This window comes from Anabaena sp. FACHB-595 (assembly GCF_048568275.1).
In the GTDB taxonomy this organism is placed as follows: domain Bacteria; phylum Cyanobacteriota; class Cyanobacteriia; order Cyanobacteriales; family Nostocaceae; genus Trichormus.
The window spans coordinates 314,951-339,003 of the sequence record NZ_CP183474.1; the positions used below are offsets into that span (position 1 = coordinate 314,951).

Annotated in this window: 5 protein-coding genes and 1 pseudogene; 3 read left to right on the plus strand and 3 right to left on the minus strand. The window is 41.1% G+C overall.

What is annotated here, in order from left to right; genetic code table 11:
• Positions 1-15 precede the first annotated feature (15 nt).
• Positions 16-264, minus strand: coding sequence for a hypothetical protein (locus ACN222_RS28375; protein ID WP_231865586.1), 249 nt, complete (start codon positions 262-264; stop codon positions 16-18).
• On the opposite strand from ACN222_RS28375, the gene ACN222_RS28380 reads away from it, so the two are divergent.
• From ACN222_RS28380 to ACN222_RS28390, 3 genes and pseudogenes are all read left to right on the plus strand, one after another.
• On the plus strand, positions 193-16,176 hold the full coding sequence (locus ACN222_RS28380) for a Calx-beta domain-containing protein (RefSeq protein ID WP_416365182.1): 15,984 nt from the start codon (positions 193-195) through the stop codon (positions 16,174-16,176). The two genes, ACN222_RS28375 and ACN222_RS28380, sit on opposite strands and share 72 nt — an antisense overlap.
• A 468-nt stretch (positions 16,177-16,644) precedes the next feature.
• Complete coding sequence (locus tag ACN222_RS28385) at positions 16,645-17,865, plus strand: ISL3 family transposase (RefSeq protein ID WP_010999855.1); 1,221 nt, start codon at positions 16,645-16,647, stop codon at positions 17,863-17,865.
• A gap of 909 nt (positions 17,866-18,774) precedes the next feature.
• Positions 18,775-20,068, plus strand: a pseudogene (locus tag ACN222_RS28390) (group II intron reverse transcriptase/maturase).
• A 208-nt stretch (positions 20,069-20,276) separates the two neighbouring features.
• Here ACN222_RS28390 and ACN222_RS28395 read toward each other — a convergent pair.
• Both ACN222_RS28395 and ACN222_RS28400 read right to left on the minus strand, forming a co-directional pair.
• Complete coding sequence (locus ACN222_RS28395; RefSeq protein ID WP_010999859.1) at positions 20,277-21,041, minus strand: DUF928 domain-containing protein; 765 nt, start codon at positions 21,039-21,041, stop codon at positions 20,277-20,279.
• Positions 21,042-21,145: 104 nt separating this feature from the next.
• Positions 21,146-23,491 (minus strand): CHASE2 domain-containing protein, encoded by a 2,346-nt coding sequence (locus tag ACN222_RS28400; RefSeq protein ID WP_010999860.1) that lies wholly within the window; start codon positions 23,489-23,491, stop codon positions 21,146-21,148.
• Positions 23,492-24,053 lie beyond the last annotated feature (562 nt).

Below are 24,053 nucleotides of genomic sequence, written 5' to 3' on the forward strand. Positions count from 1 at the left end.
AACACTTATACTGGTTCAAGTTCCGGCATATCGAGTTCGGCATCCAGCAATGGCGCAGGGGGATTTAACGGTTATTATCAAGCCTACAATGGCTCTAGTTACGATACAGTTAATTTCTCTAACATCGAGCGGTTTGAGATTACTGGCACGGCAGCTAATGATAACATTCGCACAGGTGATGGTAATGACACCATTGTTGGTGGTGCAGGCAATGACAGCATAAGCGCAGGTGGTGGAAGCGATCGCCTGATTGGTGTAGCTCAAAACGCTGTCAACCCAGGATTGGGAGAAATTGACATCCTCCAAGGTGGTGCAGGTGGAGACATTTATGTTATCGGTAATGCAGCTACTACTTTCTATGATGATGGCAACACTACCACCGCAGGGACAACAGATTACGCTCGGATTGTTGGCTTTAATGCTAGCGAAGATATCATCCAACTAACAGGCCCAAAAAGTAACTACATCCTGGGGACATCTCCCATCAATGGCATCACTGGCACGGCAATTTACATTAACAAACCCACTGGCGAACCCGATGAACTCATCGCCATTATTGAAGGAGTTACAGAATTAAACCTGAATTCCAACGTTTTCATCGAAGCGCAAAACGAATCAGGTTTACTTTCTTTTAGTCAGGCTACTTTTAGCACTCCTGAAAGTAACAACGCCACCATTACAATTACCCGTGAACAGGGGACTGTTGGTACAGTTAGTGTAACTTTGGCTCTGACTAACGGTACAGCTACAGCTCCTAGTGATTACGACAACTCTAACATTATCGTTAACTTTGCTGATGGCGAAATAAGTAAAACCGTTACTATCCCCATCGTTAACGATACTATTTTTGAACCAAACGAGATTGTCAATCTTACCCTGATTAACCCCACTGGTGGTGCATCTTTGGGAACTCAGAGAACAGCGACTTTAACTATTGTTGATAACGATGCTCGTCCTGGTGCGATCGCCTTTAGTGCAGCTAACTACAGTGTTAATGAAAATGGTACACCTGTCACAGCAATCACTATTAACCGGACTGGTGGTAGTGATGGTGCAGTTAGTGTTACCTTAACTCCTAGTAACGGTACAGCAGTAGCACCTAGTGACTTTAATAGCAACCCAATTATAGTTAACTTTGCTAACGGAGAAACTACTAAAATAGTTGCCATTCCTATAGTTAATGACACTGTTTCTGAACCAAATGAAACAATTAATTTAACCCTCAGTAATGCCACAGATGGAGCAACCATTGGCGCACAAAATACTGCCGTATTAACAATTATTGATAACGATCCTTTGCCTGGAACTCTTGCGTTCAGTAGTTCCAGCTACAGCACCAATGAAGACGGTACACCTGTTGCGGCTGTGACTATTACCCGGACAGGCGGTGCAAGCGGCGCAGTTAGCGTTACTCTGACACCTACTAATGGAAGTGCGATCGCCCCCGATGACTACAGTAACACTCCCATTACAGTTAACTTTGCCAATGGAGAAACTAGTAAAACTGTTAATTTAACTCAGGTAAGTAAAGCTTTATCTTTTGATGGGGTTAATGATTATGTCAATGTAGGAGCAAAATCAGGTTTAGAAGTTTCTACAGATATAACGATTGAAGCATGGATTAATCCTACTGGTAGTGGAAGCAGTACTATTGAAGGTGGAATTATTGTTAATAAGGAAGGAGAATATGAAGTAGCTCGTTTTTCTGATGGCACTATTCGATGGGCATTTGCGAATAATAACCCCACTTGGCTATGGATTAATACGAGTTATGTTGCTCCCTTAAATCAATGGACTCATATTGCTGTAACTTATGAATTAGGAGTAATTAAAACCTATTCTAACGGTGTTTTAGTTCATACCTATAATGGTTCAGGAAATATAGGAGATTTTCACGCTAATGAAGATGATTTTCGGATTGGTGGTAGACAGATAGGAAACCAATTATTCCAAGGCTCAATTGATGATGTTCGTATCTGGAATAAAGCTAGAACTCAAGCCGAAATACAAGCAGATTTGATTCGTGAATTAACAGGCAAAGAAACTGGCTTAATTGGTTATTGGAATTTTAATTCAATTAATGGTACTACAGTTCAAGATTTAACTGGCAATCAAAATAATGGGGCAGTTCTTGAAGCACAAAATGTAATAGGTATTGTTACAACCTCACTAATAACAGATGACAGTATTTATGAACCCACAGAAACCATTAATCTAACCTTAACTAATCCTACTAACGGAGCAAATTTAGGTACACAAAAAACAGCAACTCTAAATATTGTTGATAATGATGCTGTAGCAGGAATTTTTCAGTTTAACAACGTCAGCTATGCGATTAATGAAAATGGTACACTTGTAACTGCTGTAACTTTAAACCGCACAGGGGAGAGTGATGGTGCAGTTAGTGTCACAGTTAACTTAAGTAATGGTAGTGCGATCGCCTCTGTTGACTACGATAATACCCCAATCACTGTCAACTTTGCCAATGGCGAAACGAGTAAAATTGTCACCATTCCCATAGTTAACGACAATCAATTTGAACCCAATGAAACCATCAATTTAAGTCTGTCTAATCCCACAGGTGGTGCAACTGTAGGAACTCAAAATACAGCCATACTAACCATTGTTAATGACGATTTACCTCAACCTGGCACGATTAACTTTAACATTAACAATTACACCGTTAACGAAAACGGTACAGCCAGTATTAACCTAGTTCGCACAGGGGGAAGCGATGGAGAAGTTAGTGTTACTTTAACACCATCAGACGGTACAGCAACAGCCGGAAGTGACTACAATAATTTACCTATCACCGTTACCTTTGCCAACGGAGAAACCAGTAAAACAATTAACTTAATATCGCAAAATCAGGGGCTATTTTTTGATGGCAATGATTATGTAGATAATCCTGCAAATTTCTCAGAGACTAAAGACACCTTCACAATAGAATTGTGGGCTAATCCTACTGCAACTAGAGCTTCCACTCCCGAAACGAGTTCTGGTGTTAATGCCTTTTTTAATCAAAAATATGCAATTTTTCCGAAACAGGGTTTAGGAACTCTAGGAACCAGTAATGATGTTTACGCTGGAATTTCTATTGGTACAAATGGAGTAACTATCTCTGAACACACACTTAACTATATGCCATCTGTATTAGTGTATAACACTGCATTGTCAGGATGGAATCATATAGCATTAGTTTATGAGAATAAAACTCCAAAATTATATATTAATGGTCAATTTATTAAAGCAGGCTTAACAAGCCAGTATATTGTTCATCCAAGTAGTCTATTCGGTGGTACTTCTATTCGACAAGAGGATTGGTCTTTTAAAGGTTCTATAGATGATGTTCGTATTTGGCATAAAGCTCGAACTGAAGAAGAGATAAAAGCAGGCTTGAATCGTGAATTAACAGGAAATGAAAGCGGATTAATCGGTTATTGGAACTTTAATTCAATTAATGGAAATATAGTTCAAGATTTAAGCACGAATAAGAATAATGGTACATTTTTTGGCGCACAAAGTACGGCAGGTTTTTCAACATCATTTATTATTAATGATAATATTTATGAGCCTATAGAAACAGTTAATTTAACATTAACTAATCCAACTGGTGGCGCAACACTCGGAACACAAAAAACAGCCAACTTAAATATTGTTGATAATGATGCCATTGCTGGAACTATTCAATTTAGTAACGCTAACTATGCGGTTAATGAAAATGGTACGGCTGTAAATGCTGTAACTTTAAATCGCACAAACGGAAGTGATGGAGTAGTTAGCGTCAGAATTAACTTAACTAATGGCACTGCCACAGCAGGAAGTGACTACAATAATAGTCCTATTACAGTTAACTTTGCCGACGGCGAAAACAGCAAAACTGTCACCATACCCATCATTGATGACAGTATTTTAGAAAGCAATGAAAGCATCAATTTAACTCTGGCTAATCCCACCAACGGTGCAACAATCGGTACACAAAATAGTGCAGTTGTCAATATCATCGACAATGATTTGAAACCGACATTAACCGTTAATATTACAGCCGAGCAACTTACCGAAGGTAACACCATTCAGGGAACAGTCACTCGCAACACCGACACCACAGAACCCCTGACTGTTACCTTAGTTAATAGCGATAATACTCAAATTACCGTACCGACAACAGTCACAATTCCGGCGGGAGCAAATTCGGTTAACTTTAGTATTACGGCTGTTGATGATAACTTAATTGAACTGCCGAGAAATTACAGTATCATTGCCTCAGCACCGGGATTTATTAGCGGTTCAGATAGCGTTGGTGTCATTGATAATGATGCAGTCACCTTAAGTTTAACCGTTGATACTACTAATATTAACGAGAATGGCGGTAAAGCGATCGCTACCATCACCCGTAACATCGTCACAGATATCCCCTTAGTAGTTCAACTTTCTACCAGCGACACCACAGAAGCCACCGTCCCCGCTACAGTCACCATCGCCGCCAATCAAGCATCTGCTACCTTTGAAATTCAAGGCGTTGATGACACCATTGTTGATGGAACACAAGCTGTAATTATTACGGCTAGACCAATCTATACAAACACCAATGTAGCCGTACCAACAGGAAATGCAACTGCTAATTTGAATGTCGTTGATAATGAAAGTCCCAGTTTAAAATTAACCATAGACAGGGATTTAATCTCAGAAACAGGAACAGCAACTGCAATAATTACTCGCAATACTAATACAGATAGTGCGTTAGTTGTCACCCTTAATTCTAGCGATACAACAGAAGCAACAGTTCCCAACACAGTCACAATTGCGGCGGGACAAACTTCAGCAACATTTACAATTACTGGAGTTAGTGATGGAATTAATGATAGCAGTCAAAATGTCACGATTACTGCTGCCGCCAATGGGTTAAATAGTGGTACAGATAGCTTAGAAATAACTGATATCAATGTACCCGATTTAACCATTACTAATTTACAAGGAATTCAACCCACCTATACAGGCAAACAATCTCAATTTACTTACACAGTTGCTAATAATGGAATTATTGCTGCATCGGGAAGCTGGAAAGACAGAGTGTATCTATCTAGAGATAATAAACTCGATGCCAGCGATACATTATTAGGTGGATTTGCTTTAGGAAGTGCAGAAAATCCTGCTAATTTATTATCAGGAACATCCTATGACCGCACCGTTACTTACTTTGCACCGCGCACACCTGGACAATATTATTTAATTGCTAGCACTGACACTGATAATACAGTGAATGAAGGCGTAGGAATTGGGGAGAATAACAATACCACAATTACGCCTGTGACAGTGACTCCAGCTTATCGGGCAATTGTTTCCACAGATACCGAGACAGCTTTAGCTGGAAATTCTGTAATTTTGCGCGGACAAGCTATTAGTAATAGTGATAATTCTCCCGTGGCGTTTGAATTTGTCAAAGTCAGGGTAGAAAATAAAGGGACAATTCGAGAATTTGACTCATTTACCGATGCAAACGGTAACTTTGTTAGACAGTTTAATCCCCTCCCAGGTGAAGCGGGGACTTACAACATTAACGCTTATTTCCCTGCTTTTGCTGCGGAAGATAACGCCGCCGAAGACCAATTTACCTTATTAGGAATGCGGTTTGAGCAGAATGACCAATTCTTGCAGCAGGTAACGCAAAAAATAGTTGAAGGGACAACCTTTAACGGACAAGTTAAACTGCAAAACCTGAGTAATGTAGGCTTATCAGGACTAACTGCAAGTATTATTGATGCGCCGAGTAATTGGATTGTAGAAGTTACACCACAAAAAACCAGCCTCGCCGGAAACGAAGAAATTACCGTTAACTACAACATCACCGTTCCTGATGACAGTTTACTCTACGACCAATTACAAATTCGCCTCAATACTACCGAAGGAGTCACCGCTACTTTACCTGTAACGGTGAATGTCGAGCAAATTTTACCGCGTTTAGTGGCTGATACCAGCAGTTTACAAGCCAGTATGCTGCGTGGAGGACAAACATTAGTTGAGTTTACTGTCACCAACCAAGGGGGAATTGCTTCTGGGGAATTAGATGTATTGCTTCCTGAAGCGTCTTGGTTAAAGTTAGCGTCTCCAGTGGAAATACCTACCCTAAACCCAGGGGAGTCAACAAAAGTTTCTCTGTTATTACAACCATCTGCTACGCAGGAATTAACAGTTTATAACGGCGATTTAGTAATTGCAGGTGCGGAGACATCGTTAAGATTACCGTTTAATTTCCGTGCGGTTTCAGAAGCAAAAGGGAATCTAAATATTAATGTAGTTGATGAATTATTCTTCTTTGCTGAAGGTTCGCCCAGGTTAGAAAATGCCACAATTACGCTTATAGACCCTTTTAACGGTAAAGTTATCTTTTCTCAGAGAGATGCAGACGGTATTTTATCCTTCACAGATTTAGTAGAGGGGTATTACACACTCAGAATTAATGCAGATAATCACGATTCTTATCAGCAAAATATCTATATTGGTGCTGGAGAAACAGAAAATATTCAAGCGTTCTTGTCTAGGCAAACGGTTAAGTATACTTGGACAGTAACTCCGACAGAGATTGAAGACCGTTATACAATTAGTGTTCAATCAACCTTTGAAACCGATGTTCCCATTCCAGTTGTTACCATTAATCCACCTTTAATTGATTTAAAAGATTTACAGGTAATTGGTCAAATCATGCAAATTGATATGACTGTGACTAATCATGGGTTAATTGCTGCCAATGATATTAAATTGAATTTTGGTAGTCATCCTTTCTATAAAATTGAGCCTTTAATTAATGATGTAGATATTTTATCAGCTAAAAGTTTTCTAACTGTTCCAATAAGAATTACAAGAATTGCTGATTTTGATACATTGCCTAATGGTCAGAGTGAATTAAGTCTTGCTTCTACGCCTCAAGTTCCTTGTTCAATTTCTAGTTCTATCATTTATTCCTATCCCTGTGGTGATATTGATGTCCAAAGATCCACAACAATTGTAATTAATAATGTAGAAGGCAATTGTGGCGGTGGTTTACCTAGTATTGGTATTGGTGGTGGCGGTGCTGGCGGTGCTGGCGGTGCTGGCGGTGGTGTGTTTGTTTATTCCTCCACTCCTATCATTTATGCTAGCAATCCTTGTAATACAGATCCAGATAATCCACCTAATGAACCAGACTGTAATTATCCGGATATGCTCGATACTTTTTCAGATAAGTACGATGATAAAAGAGGAACAGCAACTGCTGGATATCATCATCAGGTTCTTTGTATTGCTGAAAAAGCAGCAGGAAACAACTGGGGTCAAGGATTCGTTAAAAAGATTCTTTGTCAAATGGCAAACGATCTAAAAAACGGTCGAGGCAGCACAAGAGAACTTGACTATCTTACCGATTTGATTCCTCCTTGGATACCTGTTTCTAGTCCTGGTGTACCAACAACTGGTGATATTGGTTCTCTTGGTGCAGGAGGTTTTCACTTTATTAGAGATTTACTTCCAGGATTTACTAGAGCAATTTGTAATGGATCATATAATCGGTCTGAGCATGAGGGGTTTTTTAATCAGGGTGTTGTTCCTTGCTTTAATGAGGTTGCTGCATCTGGAGAAATGAGTCAGTTTGCCGCCGATATAGCGCAACGAGTAGTTCCTGATGGTGCAGACTTAATGGTAACTTATTTGACGGCTCGAAAGGATGACGGAACTCTTAATTGTAGTGGATTTGGCTCTCAATCTTTGATTGCAGAGACTTCGCCAAACTTGCTCCCTCAAAACTATCAACAAATTCAGCCTTCTTCTTTAACAAAAGATCAACTATTTTCTGAAGAACTTGCATCATCTTCTGTTTTAAAAATCGAAATTGATGATTTATTTTTCTTGTCAGTTGGAGAACAGTTTCAACTTAAAGTAAGCAAAAATAACCTAGATGGTACTATTTCTGATTTAACTTCTTCTCTAACTGGAACTCAGTATTTTGTTGTTGCTGATAATCAAATTTCTCAAATTTCCACCGATGGATTATTGTCTATTCTGAGCAGTTCTTTTCCTCTTGTTCAATTTACTCCTATCCTTTATGTAATTGCTCGAAATGGAGATGATTTTGGTATTGGACAATTTGCTATTCAAGACAGTGATAATGACGGTGATGGACTAGCTGATTCTTATGAACGTAAAATTGGTCTAGACTCAAACGTCTCTAATAATAAAAATTCAGATTTAGATGGAGATCGATTGAATGATTTTTATGAAGCCTTAATTTATTCAAATCCATTAGTTAAAGACACTGATGGTGATGGCGTTGATGATGGAATTGAAGAACAAAATGGTCGAGATCCTAATAATCCCGACCCAAAAGATAATACACAAGGCGTTTGCGCTCAAGTCAAAATTCAAATAGATCAAGAAGCGGTAATGACTCGTGCTGCCTTCCTTGGTACACTTGAAATCGACAACGGCAATATTAGCAACCTTGAAAACCTCTCTGTTACTCTCCAAGTCAAAGATGCACAAGGCAACATTGTAAATGACTTATTCGGCATTACCAACCCCGTCCTCAAAAATATCACCGCCGTTGACGGTACAGGTATCCTCATCAAAGATGACCCGACAACTACCGTAGATGAAGGTATCGGTTCCGCCCAATGGACATTCATCCCCACCAACCTCGCAGCACCAGAAACCGCAACTCAATACAGCATCGGCGGAACCCTCTCCTACAAAGAAAACGGAACAACAGTAACAGTTCCCCTGCTTTCCACCCCCATCACCGTATACCCCCAAGCAGAACTGTACCTTGACTATTTCCATCAACGCGATGTCTTTGCTGATGACCCATTCACCAATGATATTATTGAAACCTCCGTTCCTTACTCGCTAGCAGTATTAGTGAGAAACGAAGGTAAAGGTGAAGCGAAAAACTTAAAAATTACCTCTGGTCAACCCAAGATAGTTGACAACGAAAAAGGTCTACTCATAGACTTCCAAATTATCGGCTCAGAAGTCAACGGAACTGGTGTTAGTCCTTCTTTAACCGTCAACTTTGGTAATATTGCTGCTGGACAAACAGCCGTTGCTGACTGGTTACTGAAATCATCCCTGCAAGGTAAGTTCATCGACTACAAAGCGACATTTGAACATATTAATAATCTTGGTAAGGCTGAACTTTCCTTAATTAAGGATGTCAAAATCCACGAACTGACGCGCAAAGTCCAAATCAACCAACCCACAGATGACGGACTCCCCGACTTTTTAGTTAACGATATCTTTGATGCAAACTTCACCCCTGATACACTCTACTTCAGTCAGGGAGGAACAGCACCCGTCAACGCCATCACCAACGCCACATCTGACGCACCTGCAACCCTCGGCGACCTCAGTGTACAGATTTCCACCACCGTCAACGCAGGTTGGAATTATTTCCGCCTCGCTGACCCCAGTAATGCCCAATTTGATATTCAAAAGGTATTACGTGCAGATGGTAGCGAAGTCAAACTAGATAATGTGTGGACAACAGACCGCACCTTCCCCGCTACAGGTCGTCCCATCTACGAAAATATTCTGCATTTCCTTGATCGCAATTCTACCGCAGGCAACACCACCTACACCGTCATCTACACCCCAGGCGGCCCCAGCATCACAGATATTATAGATGTCAGCCCAGACCCCCGTTCCACAGCAGTCAACGCCATCACTGTTGACTTCTCAGAAGCAGTTAAAGCCGATACATTTGATATCAGCAATATCACTTTAACTCTTGACGGTGGGGCAAATCTGATTACTTCTGGTGTGGGGATTGTTGCTCAATCTCCTACCCGCTTCCAAATTATTGGACTGAGTAACTTAACTAACTTAGATGGCACTTATCAACTCACTGTTAACGCCGCAGGCATTGCAGATATTGGGGGTAAACTGGGTGCAGGTGCAGTCAGTGAAACATGGATTAAAACAGCCACAGGTAACGCTGATACCACTGCGCCTATTGTTACCGATGTTGTCGATTTATTAGCCAAAACCCGCAATCAACCTGTATCATCACTCAATGTCACATTCAGTGAAAAAATTGACCTGAGTACCTTCAATTGGCAAGATATCACCCTCACTCGTAACGGCGGTGCGAATTTAATTACCAACGCTGTCACTATCTCTGCCATCAACGATACTACCTACCGCATCAACGGACTGAGTGGCTTAACTACAACAGATGGCAACTATACCCTCACGGCCAACGGTAGTGGTATTCAAGATTTATCTGGTAACGCAGGTACTGGTACACAGTCAGAAACTTGGGTGATGGATACTGTAGCACCCACTGTTCCCAGCAATATTTCTGTGACAGCTACCCCATCCCCAGCTAGTCTGCAAACAACCTCAGCTAGTTTGGGAGTCCTCAACCAATTCGGACAAATTCGGGTTAACAGTACCTCTGTAACTGTCACTGGTGATTTGGGTGAAACAGGTTTGCGTGTTTCCTTAATTGATAAAACCACATCCCAAACCCTGGGACAGGCCACTGTCACCGGCACCAGCTTTAGCAGTAACATTCAACTACTATCTCCTGGTAATAGAGATGTAGATTTACAAGTACAAGACGTAGCCGGAAACATCACGACAACTACCCTCAGCTTGTTCGCCGATATCACTAAACCTACCATTACCGACTTCCTCAACGTTCCCCAAAATTCTGTTACTACTCCCGTCAACTTTATTGATGTCCGCTTCTCCGAACAAATTAATCTGAATACCTTCGACAGAAACGATATCACCCTCAGCCGTAACGGTGAAAATCTGACCCTTCCCAACACTGTCACAGTTGAATATCTCTCCGGCACAACTTACCGCATCAACGGCTTAAGTAACTTCAACACCCCTGGAACTTACCAATTACAGGTTGATGCAACAACAGTTCAAGATAACGCTGGTAATAGCGGTGATGCTGCCAGAACCACCACCTTCACCATTGCTGCACCTCCTACCCCTGGCGTTACCATAACTCAAAGTGGTGGCAGCACAGCAGTCATTGAAGGTGGTAACACTGACAGTTACACCCTAGTTCTGAGAACCCAACCCACAGCTGATGTTACCGTCACCCTGAACACAGGTAGTCAAATTACCACCGATAAAACCACTCTCACCTTCACATCCGCTAACTGGAATACTCCCCAAACAATAACCGTTAACGCAGTTAACGACACCATAACCGAAGGAAATCACACCAGCACCATCAGTCACAGTATCAGCAGTACAGATACCAATTACAGCAATGTTACTCTCCCCGATATTGCTGTCAGCATCACTGATAACGATGCCGAAATTCGCGGGATGAAATGGAATGACATTGATGGCGATGGGGTAAAAGATACTGGAGAACCAGGGTTACAAGGTTGGACAATTTACCTCGACAGCAACACTAACGGACAATTAGACAACGGCGAAATCTCTACTACTACCGACGCTAACGGTAATTATCAATTTACCAACCTGCGCCCTGGGGTTTACACTGTTGCGGAAGTACAGCAACCAGGATGGAAACAAACTTTCCCCGGTACTAATATCACCACCACTAACGCTGATATTCCCTTGGCTATTCCCAGCTTAGATATGATTTCCCCTGGTGATAGTAACGGGATACAACTTAACTTTAGTGCAGCTAATTATATAGTCAAGGAAGATGGCACGGCCATCACAGAAGTTTGGGTAACTCGCACAGGTAACACCAGTAGTGCAGTTAGCGCAACACTTAGCTTTACTGATGGTACTGCCACTGGGTGCGGGTGTGGGGCTAGTTCCGTCAATAATGATTTCAATAATGTGCCGTTTACGATCGCATTCGCAGAAAATGAAACTAGCAAACTCATCTCCGTACAAAATGCCCTCTTAGCTAATCCTAACGCCATCAAGATTCGCAATGATAGCAAAGTCGAGGGCAATGAATATTTCACCATTAAGCTGACTAACCCCACAGGTGGCGCGGTGATTGGAAATCAAAGTATAGCCACTGTTACAATTATTGATGACGAAGCCCCATCTGATATTACCGTCACCCCTCCCCTAGAAACTCCTAGTACCACAATTACCAGTGCAGTAGACTCTCAAGCGATTTACTTAATTAATCTGAATAATTTCTGGGCAGATAGTCGCTTTGCTAACATCAAAGGTAATGATTTCACAAGCGTCATTATTGATACTGGGATTGATTTAAATCATCCCTTCTTCGGGGCTGATACTGACAATAACGGCATTGCTGATAAAATCGTCTATCAATATGACTTTGCTGATAACGATGCAGACGCAAGTGACAGAAACAATCATGGTTCTCACATTGCCAGCATCTTTAGCAGTGTTGCGCCTAACTCCGATATCATCGTCTTAAAGGTCTTTAAAGATAACGGTGCTGGTAGTTTTGCAGATTTAGAAAAAGCCTTACAATGGGTTGCGGCTAACAGCAATACATATAATATTGCATCTGTCAACCTTTCCATTGGTGATAGCCAAAACTGGACAACAGCTACCGGACGTTATGGAATTGGGGATGAATTAAGTGCGATCGCCTCCAATAACATCATCATCAACGCCGCCGCCGGAAATAGTTTCTACCAATACACAAGCAATCCCGGACTAGCTTACCCAGCTATAGATCCCAATGTCATCGCCGTTGGTGCAGTTTGGGCGGATAACTTTGGCGGGCCGAAAAACTTCGTCGGTGGGGCAATTGATTACACTACCACGGCTGACCAAATCGCTAGTTTCTCCCAACGTCACCCAGAATTATTAGATATCTTTGCCCCAGGTATCTTAATTACAGGTGCAAACGCCAACGGTGGTACAACTACTCTGGGAGGAACTAGCCAAGCTACTGCTTACCTTACAGGTGTAGCAACTCTCGCACAACAGATAGCCCAAGAAAAACTGGGTCGGAAACTGACAGTTACAGAGTTCCGTAATCTCCTGGATACAACCAGTGTAATTATCAACGACGGTGATAATGAAAATGATAATGTTACGAACACAGGATTTAACTACCCCCGCGTAGACTTATTGAAACTTGCGGAAGCTATTCTTAGCCTCACTGGTACAACTCCTAACCCCGATCCTGTCAATCCAGGTAACAACAATAACAACAACGGTACTACCACATCAGACAATACCATTAACCAAGTCCACACTGTCAACCTCGCCGCCGGACAAGTCCGCACAGACGTTGATTTCGGTAATCAACAAATTATCACCAATCAAGCACCCACAGTTGCCAATGCGATCGCTGATCAAATCATCAACGAAGATGCCAACTTTACTTTTGTCATCCCAGCCAACACTTTTGTTGATGCCGATGCTGGTGATGTTCTGACTTACTCTACAACTTTACCGAGTTGGCTGACTTTCAACGCCACAACTCGCACATTTAGTGGGACTCCTGGAAATAGTAATGTGGGGACAGTGAATATCACAGTCACAGCCACTGATAGTACTGGGGCAAGTGTAGATGATAGCTTCACCCTGACAGTAGCTAATACTAATGATGCACCAATTTTGGGTCTGGCGATCGCCGACCAAAGCACCGCATCAAATACCCCCTTCACATTCCAAATTCCCCTCAACACCTTCAGCGATATCGATACGGGTGACACGCTGACTTACTCTGCAAAATTAGTAGGCGATATCCCCTTACCAACTTGGCTAACTTTCAATGCCACAAATCGCACATTTAGCGGCATTCCGGGAAATGTTGATGTGGGTACACTGAATATTACAGTACAAGCGATCGACACCAGCAACGCGAGTATCAGTGATAGCTTTGTTCTCACTATTACTAACCTCATCAATAATATTGTTGGTACATCGGGTAACAATACCCTCGCTGGCACACCCAATAACGACAACATTCAAGGCTTAGGCGGTAATGACATTATCTTTGGGTTAGCTGGTAATGACACCCTCAATGGTGGTACAGGCTCAGATACCATGACTGGAGGGTTAGGCGATGACACTTACATCGTTGATAACAATGTCGATAAAGTAGTAGAAAACCTCAATGAAGGTATTGATACTGTTCGCTCATCAATTAGTTACACACTACTTGAAAATGTAGAAAATCTAATTTTAACTGGCACAAGTAACATCTCAGGCACAGGTAATATCTTAAGCAATATCATTACAGGCAACAGTGGCGCTAACACTCTTAATGGCAAAGCGGGTGATGATATTCTCAACGGCGAAGGTGGTAACGACAACCTCAAAGGGGAAGACGGGAACGATGTCCTCAATGGTGGTGCTGGCAATGATATTTTAGATGGTGGACTGGGTGACGATGTAATGACAGGTGGTGTCGGCAACGATATTTACTATGTTGATAGCAGCAATGACATTATCATAGATGAATTAAACGAGGGAACTGATACTGTCAATACCATTATTACTTGGACGCTAGGCAATCATTTAGAAAACCTGACTCTCATAGGTAGTAGTGCGATTAATGGTACTGGTAATGCGCTGAAAAACATAATTATAGGAAACAGTGCCGATAATATACTGTCTGGTGGCGATAACGATGACATTTTGCGAGGCGGTGAAGGGAATGACACTCTCTATGGTGGTGCTGGGAACGACTCCTTAGACGGTGGTATTGGCAATGACTCCTTGAATGGTGAAGATGGCAATGACAACCTCAAAGGCGATGTAGGAAACGATATCCTCAATGGCAATGCTGGCAATGATACTTTAGATGGCGGTCTTGGCGACGATGTAATGACAGGCGGTGCTGGCAATGATATTTACTTTGTTGATAGCAGCAATGACACAATCATAGAAGAACTCAATGAAGGAACTGACACTGTTAATGCCAGCATAAACTGGACATTAGGCAATAACCTAGAAAATCTCACTCTCACAGGCAGCAATGGGATTAATGGTACTGGTAATGCGCTGAAAAATATTATCACAGGGAACAATGGTGATAATATCCTGTCTGGTGGTGATAACGATGACACTCTCCGAGGCAATGCCGGGAACGATACTCTTTTTGGAGGTTCTGGGAATGACTCCCTCAGTGGCGGTATTGGCGATGATATCCTCAATGGCGCAGATGGCAATGATAACCTCAAGGGAGAAGCTGGCAATGATACGCTGGATGGAGGTGCTGGTAACGATTCCTTAGATGGTGGACTTGGTGACGATGTAATGACAGGTGGCGCTGGTAATGATACTTACTTCGTTGATAGCAGCAATGACACAATCGCAGAAGAAACTGATGGGGGAAGTGATACTGTTAATGCTAGTGTGAGTTGGACATTAGATGATAATTTAGAAAATCTCACTCTCACAGGCAGCAATGCTATTAATGGGACTGGTAATGCGCTGAGAAATACCATCACAGGTAACAGTGCTGATAATATCCTGTCTGGTGGTGATAACGATGACACTCTCAGAGGAAATGCTGGCAACGATATTCTCAATGGAGGTGCTGGTAACGATTCCTTAGATGGTGGACTTGGTGACGATGTAATGACAGGTGGCGCTAGTAATGATACTTATTTCGTTGATAGCAGCAATGACACCATCATAGAAGAAGCTGATGGGGGAACTGATACTGTTCGTGCCAGTATTACGCTAACTTTAGGCGACCACTTAGAAAATCTCATCTTGATCGGTAATAGCCCAATTGATGGTACTGGTAATGCTTTAAGAAATAATATTACTGGTAATGTCGCAAACAACATCTTATCTGGTGGTGCTGATAATGACACCATAATCAGTGGAGATGGAGATGATACGCTTTATGGCGATAGTGGTAATGATACTTTAACTGGCGGGAACGGCAACGATATACTCGTGGGTGGTATGGGTAGTGATCGCTTGACTGGCGGTAATGGTAAAGATACTTTTGCTTTCTCTGCTCCAATTACCGATGGCATCGACACGATTACAGACTTTAATCCCCTTGACGATCTCCTTCGTGTTGACGCTGCTGGATTTGGTGGTGGGCTTGTAGCTGGTACTCTGCTTGCAAGTCAGTTTGTTTTGGGTACAGCAGCCAAGACTACAAGCGATCGCTTTATTTATAATCAATCCACAGGTGCGTTATTCTTTGATGTTGACGGCACAGGTTCTAGCAGTCAAGTTCAGATTGCTACTCTATCGAATAAACCTGTGATTAATGCGACGAATATCTCGGTAATTTAATCACTGAATTAACGGAATTTATGTTTAAGACTGTTTTGCCCTTAGCCAAGAAGCAAGGGCAAAATTTATTTATATTCAATTCACAATTTTTGCTTTTAAATTACCTAAACTTTATACTCTAGAATTTACTTAAGCACTTCATTACAGTTTCAAAGATAAGTGCAGTTTCTTGATAGCTTCTTGAATCTAATTTCATTAATTTCATCATCGTAGTAACAGTTTAGATGATTGATATTAGAGATTAGGTTTAGCTTAATCCACTTATATTATCTATGGGATTAATATTTTTGGTTCTTCCGGTAGTTTTATGGTGTTTATTAGAATTGACTTGATTTTAATAACTTATAATTTAGTGATATCAATGCCTATAAGATAGATTACATAGGCATTTAGTAAATATCAAGCATAGTTAAAGAACTCTAAAATTATCATCTATATTATAATATAGTAAAGTTTTAGGCGATCGCTATGAAGTTTCCAGTAGAACAAATCCTGAATCTTCCCGATATGAAAGTATTAGATTTTCAAGAACTTGAAGGTGAAGAAATAATTATAACGATAGAAAAAAGTGTGAACTATTCGACTTGTCCTTGGTGTGGTCAAATGACTCACAGTATACATCAAAATCACTGGCGAATAATTCATGATTTACCGTGGAATAAAAAACCAGTGTTATTAAAAATAAATCGTCGGCAATTTAAATGTCATAAGTGTAAAAAAGTATTTAGCGAACAACTAGACTTTGTAGATAAAAGTAAAGGATATACTAAAAGATTAGCGACCGACATAGTTCAACAAGTATTAAATAGTAATATCCGGAGTGTTGCCCAAAGAAATGGATTAAGTGATGAAGAAGTAGAATCAATGTTAAAAAAGCAAGTCTCGCACATATTAAACATTAACCTAAGTCAGGTAAAAAAGTTAGGTATAGATGAAATAGCTTTAGTTAAAGGAAAAGGAAACTACTTAGCAATATTAGTGGATTTAGATAGTCATAAACCAATTGAGATAGTGCAATCAAGACGAATAGAAGATATTCGTGAAGTACTTGTCAGTTGGGGAGTTGAGATACTTAATCAAATTGAAGAAGTGAGCATTGACCTCTGGTTGCCTTATAAAAATTTAGTAGAAGAGTTAATGCCAAATGCTAATATAACTGCTGATAGATTTCATGTAATGAAACAAGTAAATGACGAATTAGATACTATGCGTAAAGCTGAAAAGAAAGCAGCTATATCGCTAGATAATAAATCAGAAAAAGAGCGAATATTAGAGGCATTGAATAAGAGTAAATATGCGATTATTAAAAATGAAGACTCTCTAAATGAAAAGCAAAGAGAAAAATTAAAATCTGTGCAAGAGGTGTCGCCAAATCTCGCCAAAATGCACTCACTTAAAGAACAATTTCGAGATATATTTGAAACAACTAAATCCTGGGGAGATAGTATAATAAAACTATTGGATTGGATGTATGATGCACTTTCATATTTCCCGAAAAGTATAGGTACAATAGTTAGATGGTTTGGTGAAATAGTCGGTTATTTTGACGGAAGAACCACAAGTGGTGCTGTAGAAGGAATTAATAATAAACTCAAGTTAATTAAAAGACTTGGATATGGCTTTCGTAACTTTACCAATTTCAGATTACGCAGTTTGTTAAACTGGCATTTTACTATTAATTCTCCATAAAATTAACTGAAGAACCAAAATTTTTAACTGACTCGTTTAAATCAAGAGTCGCACTTATATTTTTTGCCATAAAAGGTAGACGTTAAAAGCCTAGAAAGATTACTTAATCGGAATCCTACCTTGTTTTTGACCCTCATCAATTTTTGCACACATCACCACACTTTAAATTGATTCACTATTTATGTATTAATACGGCTATTGATGTGATTAATATTTTTTAGTACTGAAGAAAGTTGTTAGCGATCGCTTGATTTTGATCCGACTTCACAAAATCGCGTTGCTCCCACCCGGAACTTAGAGGCAAGGGTGGGTGTTGGGCGATTGTCAGCGCAGTGAATGACTTTAGTTGGTGCGATTCGTTGATTAGTGAATCCCGGTAATCAGTCCGTAAATAACTAATCCAGCCCGACAGCAGGTCACTGAAATTAGGGCTGAACTCTCGGTTTGATGTAGGTGAAAGCCCTACCATTCAGACTCAGAATTGACTCCTTATCTGCCCATACCGAACAAGCTCGGTTCTTGTAGAGTAAAGCTGGGAACAGGGCGCAATCAGACAACAGTTGCGGGTTGACACTGGTGCTAATAGGGAGTTCCTATGGTGAAATCGGGTCTAGAAAAGCAACTTAAGTCGGAGCAGGGCGTAACACAAAATCCCTGACTTCACTGGAGAATTAATTCCCGCCGTATTATCAGCTGAACAACGGTAAGAGTCAAGGGAATCCAGTAGTTGAAGTGATCACGCCTAACGGAACAATCAATCTCTCCGAGGGAACGAATAAAAACGAGTTGTGGGTCTAGGGGCTTTCGTTCCCCAAGTAGCCCAGACGAGAGGAGAAATCCCCACAATTCGGGTAGGACAGACCGTAGTTGGTCTGAGGTGTTCAGAATACACAAACTCTAGAAGAGAAAATGATTAGGCACAGTAGACATACTAGTGAATCTTGGAGAGCTTTACCGTGGAAGAAATTCCGCCGTAACCTTTTCCGCCTTCAAAAGCGCGTGTACAAAGCGGTTCTTGTTGGAGACAAGCGGAAAGCTAGGTCACTTCAAAAGCTTATTCTTAAATCCACCTCGGCTCGATTCCTGGCAATAAGACAAGTATCTCAGCTAAATGCTGGCAAAAAGACGGCAGGTATTGATGGCAAAAAATCCCTCTCATTTGAAGAACGCTTCAACCTTGAAGAACTACTGAGAATGAACAGTGGAAATTGGAAGCATCAAGGACTACGGGAAATCCCCATCCCCAAAAAGGACGGGACTACCAGAATTCCCCGAACAGGGTACACCTCAAGGGGGAGTGGTTAGCCCAATATTAGCGAACATCGCACTCAACGGGATTGAAAGTATTCACCGATCCAAAGCCAAAGGGCAAATCATTGAGCCATCAGTCCGATACGCTGACGATATGGTAATTATACTAAAACCCAAAGATAACGCGATAGAGATACTTGAAAGAATCAGCGAGTTTCTCCGCAAACGCGGAATGCAAGTAAGCCAAAAGAAGACCAAAATCACCGCCGCGACAGATGGGTTTGATTTCCTCGGCTGGCACTTTAAAGTCCAGAAAAACGGCAAGTTTAAAAGCACCCCTTCAGTGGACAACTTCAAAGCTTTCCGTAAGAAAGTAAAACACATCGTCAACAACTCGAATTATGGTTCTATAGTCAAAGCCCAAAAGCTTTCCCCAATAGTTAGAGGCTGGAGGAACTACCACAAGTTCTGTAAGATGGATGGGTCAAAGCATTCCCTTTGGTTCCTAAACCATAGAACCTACACGGTATTCACAAAGGAATCAAAACATACACGCCAATCTAGCGAAAAGCTAATTAAAAAGGCGTTCCCATTAGTTCCTAACTCCGAAAACAAACACGTTATGGTTCAAGGAATAAAATCCCCCTATGACGGAAACCTGACCTGCTGGAGCAAGCGTAACAGTAAGCTTTACGATGGTCACACCTCTAAAGCTCTCACAAAGCAAAACCATAAATGTGCATCCTGTGGTCTGAAGTTCATCGGTGAAGAACGGGTTCACCTACATCACCGAGACGGAAATCATGACAACTGGAAACCAAATAATCTTGAAGCATTACATGAGTCATGCCACGATTATCGGCATATGAGCAAAACCGAAAGGTAAGAACATCGGGAGCCGTGTGCAGCGAAAGTTGCACGCACGGATCTAACAGAGAGGGACGGGGAATAATATCCCCTCTCGACTCTAACCTACGGTGAAGATGTGGGATGGCGAATACGCCGTTGGGTTACAACACCTAAAGTCTTACGATTAATCGCCTGCTGAATGTGAGCAGGACTTTGGACAAAAAGAAGTCCAAATATGTATCTGCTGGAATGACAATACACGAACTACTTTTCCCTTTTTACGGAATGTTAAAAGTAAGGTCGAATTCACGTTAGATAAGCAGTTTTGTAGACATTTTTTCCAGTTTAATTACTTTAAGTAGATTTTTCCAGTCTTCAGCCACCCCTAAATCCTGGGAACCTGTAAGGAGCAGTTCTGCTAGCGTTGTCAAAGCATCGTACCAAATACCGTTTTTTGCGTAGATGGAGGCTTGTTCCTGTGGTAACAATTGTTTAAATTCATCACGTAATGCGGCATCCAAATTCACACGTTGCACCCAGCCTTCTACATAATCCAATGTCGCTGATTGGTTAGGGTTACATACAACTCTAACTTTGAAGAACCAGTGATATGGCTTGTTAGTTTCTAGGAAAGCCGTAGTCTTTTGTAGTTGCACTCGAACAATTCCAGGTACTGGGGGTACTGAAATATCTGCGCGATGGATTGTTTTATTTTGATCGGTTTGTAAAACAAATTCGATCGCCTGAATGGAAGATTGATTATAGGGAACATAGAACCAAAAGCTGGGCTGTTCTACACTAGTTAAGCCCCACACCTGAGTAATTGTGGTTTCTCCTGCACCCTGATTCAAGCGTTGTTCATAGCTTGGAACAAGAGCGGTTAAAGGCAAATCCAGTGCAGTACAATCTCCTCGTGAGGCTCCTTCGCCTCGGTTCCCTGGTAAACCGCGATCGGGTGGTGGCGGTGGTGGGTTAAAGCGAATTGGTGCCGATTTTTGGGATAAGGCTGGCGAAGTGCTAAAACAGTTGATCAAAATTACACTGAATGCAATTAGTGAAGCTAGTCGCTGAAGCATAATTTTTAATACTCGCCAAAGGCGAGAAACAAGCTACGTAATTTGTAATTAACAAGCGTTTAAAGTCATCTCTATTTTTTAGTAATCACAAAAATATGTGTAGTTTACGCAGAGCGGGGAAAATATCTCGTAAAGTAGGCAATTAGGATAATACTACTAATGAGGGCGATCGCAGAGGGAATCAGTGGTATCCAAGTGCTGTACTGAATTAAAACAACAAAGCATATTCCGTAGAGGCTGGCGATCGCGATTGAAGTTACTATTCCTAAATAGAACAATGGCCGAATGTACCAAGCCAGTAAACTCCCTGTTAACGACCATCCCCAAATCCAAATTGTTTCTTGCCAAACAGACCAAGCCCAGATGAGCGATCGTCCATCGAGGGCTGCACTTAACAATTGACTAATCATTTGCGCTTGCAGAATAACACCTGGTATTTTCTCGATCGCACCTTGATTTGTGATATTGGGTGTAAATGAGTAATCTTCAAAGCTTTCGGCTGTTGTACCAATCAGAACAATTTTGTTTTTGACTGTATTAGCATTTATTTTTCCTGTGAGTACTTCTGTTAACGATACCTGCGGCACAAATTCCTGTAGCGATCGCTCTTTACGATAATTCAACAAAATTTGGTGTCCTGAAGCATCGATGCCTTGATATCCACTAGTGTGTGCTGTTAGTGGTTTAAAAGCTGTCTTGCCGAGTTTCCAAGCACCATCATTGGTAAATTTTAGAGAAATATTGTGAGCAGCCAAGTAACGCAGTGCTACTTGTACGCTGAAAGCATATTGGGCTTTGCAAGGTGAAGAGGGCGGCGGTGTTAATGCTAATAAATGGCGACGGACAATGTTATCTGAGTCGATTACTAAATCACTAAAGCCTAAGCGTTCTGGTGTTATTTCCGGCGGGGGTTTGATGCCGGGATGCTCAGATTGGGCATCGCTAACTCGACAGACTGCACTTAGATGTTTACTGTTATATAGATGCTTTGCCAATTCTGGTAACTCTGGCTTAACAGGGCGATCACGGTAAATATCTAATCCTATTGATTGTGGTTGATATGCCTCTAATTTTTTCAACAATTTCAACAGTGATTCATCTGAGAGAGAACCCTGGGGTTTTTCTTGAGACTGTGATTGCACATCTTCTTCGGTGATCGTCACAACCAACAAGCGAGAATCAGGCTGTTCATCTGGGCGTAGTTGCTGCAAGCGATCGAACGCTTGTAACTCCAATCCTTGCAGCATTCCTACGTATCTTACACCTATGACAAAAAGGGCGATCGCCAAACTCGCGCAACCAAGCCAAAGAAAATGAGGGACAGACAAACTCTTCCCGTAGGCCCCTTTGCTCTTTTGCCCCTCCATCTCTTTACCTATCAACTCCTGCCAACTAGCTGGTATCTCTGCGAGATTTTGATAAATCACAGGTAGCCAACTTGCACAGGGAAATTGTCCATCCAATCCTTGCAGTCTTTCTCTAGCTTCGCGGACTGCTAGATAAAGCGATTTGCCTCCAGCGTATGCTTGCAAAAAATGCTTGAGAAATGTTTGCGCCACCCGGTCTGGAACAGGTTCGCGCATGACAATCAACTGGGGAATCTGTAAAGAAGCAAATTCTCGCGCCAGTCCTAAACCATCACATGAATTAAAAATTGCTAACTTTAAACCGCGCTCAACTGCTTGCCTGAGAGCATACTTTAACTGACTAATTGTCAAACTTTCTGTTTGGTTAATGTAGATTTGACCTGTTTCTCCTGTACTTTGGCTTGAACTATGTCCAGCAAAAAATAGAATATCCCAATTTTGCTGCCAGAGATTATCTGTTAAGTCTTCACAAGATGGTTCTACAAGAAAGTGAATTTTTGTATTAGGCAGTTGTTCTAGAAGTAAACGGTCTGTGCCTATATTGATTCCATGACTATCACCTAATAATGCCAAAATTTTCACAGTTGCAGTTGATATTGGGGAAAATTCGACTTTTTCATAAATAGGCGTACTTAAGGCGATTTCTGCATTTGGATAACGTTCTATTAACTCCCAAAGATGCCAAGGGAGTTTTTGAAGTTGATAGTCTTGAGTTTGCAAGATTACCCGAATTATGTCAGATGTTTGAAGCTTTTCGAGCCATTTTTCGCGGATCGGGCGGAAAGATTCTGATTGTAACCAATAGTTAAAGCAGTCGCGTAATTGTTGAGCTGCTTCAAGACACTGTTGCTCATTTGCAATTAACAGCTTTTGTTTTGTTAGCCCTTTAGGACGAGCGGCAAAATCTAAGCTACGATAAATCGATTGCCAACAATTAAAATTTAACGGTAATTCTTTCTCTGGCGGAAGTTCGCCGATAACTTCACTTTCAGGGCGACTATTTTCTTCTCCAATCTGGAGAGTAACTGGAAACCCAGTCTCAAAGCTCCCTTTGCCAAATTTCAAAACTATCAATTTAGTCACGTCGCTTCACTCCGAATTAAAAATCTCCATTGATAAATTTAGTTGTTCAGTATCCTTTTATTTTGCAGTCAGAATAAAAATTATCTTTCAACAATTGTAGATAGACCGTTATTAGATATCATCTACAGTTCTCTTATTTATGCTGTCAATATCGAGATTTTAGTTTGCAAGTTGTTTGAAAAGTGCTGGCTGATGTGTCAAAAATTTAGATCCGTCATTATCTTCCTTAAAAAGGAGGACTTTGATTTATTTCCCCCTTTTTTTAAGGCTAGGGAGGATTTAAGATTTTGGAAACACGCCCTACCTCTGTTTTTGAAGCTACGGCGATGTACACAAGTCCTTTAATGCATTGACCTGCAACTCACGTTATGTTAGGCAATAAGTATAAAAGATTAAGGCGTTGCTGAGTATAGAAATATGAATTTGTATCATGCAGAGTCGCAGAGACTAAGAGTTGAGAAGAATTAAATTTTAAATTTCAAATTCAGCAATGCCAAAGATAAGTTTGGTCAATTTCAGGAAAATGTCACTCAAGGAGAGTAGTTTAAATTTATTCGCTGTT

Excerpts from the sequence above, each read along its gene's own strand:
- ACN222_RS28385 (WP_010999855.1), top strand. The coding sequence starts at position 16,645 with ATGAAGTTTCCAGTAGAACAAATCCTGAATCTTCCCGATATGAAAGTA.
- ACN222_RS28395 (WP_010999859.1), bottom strand. The coding sequence starts at position 21,041 with ATGCTTCAGCGACTAGCTTCACTAATTGCATTCAGTGTAATTTTGATC.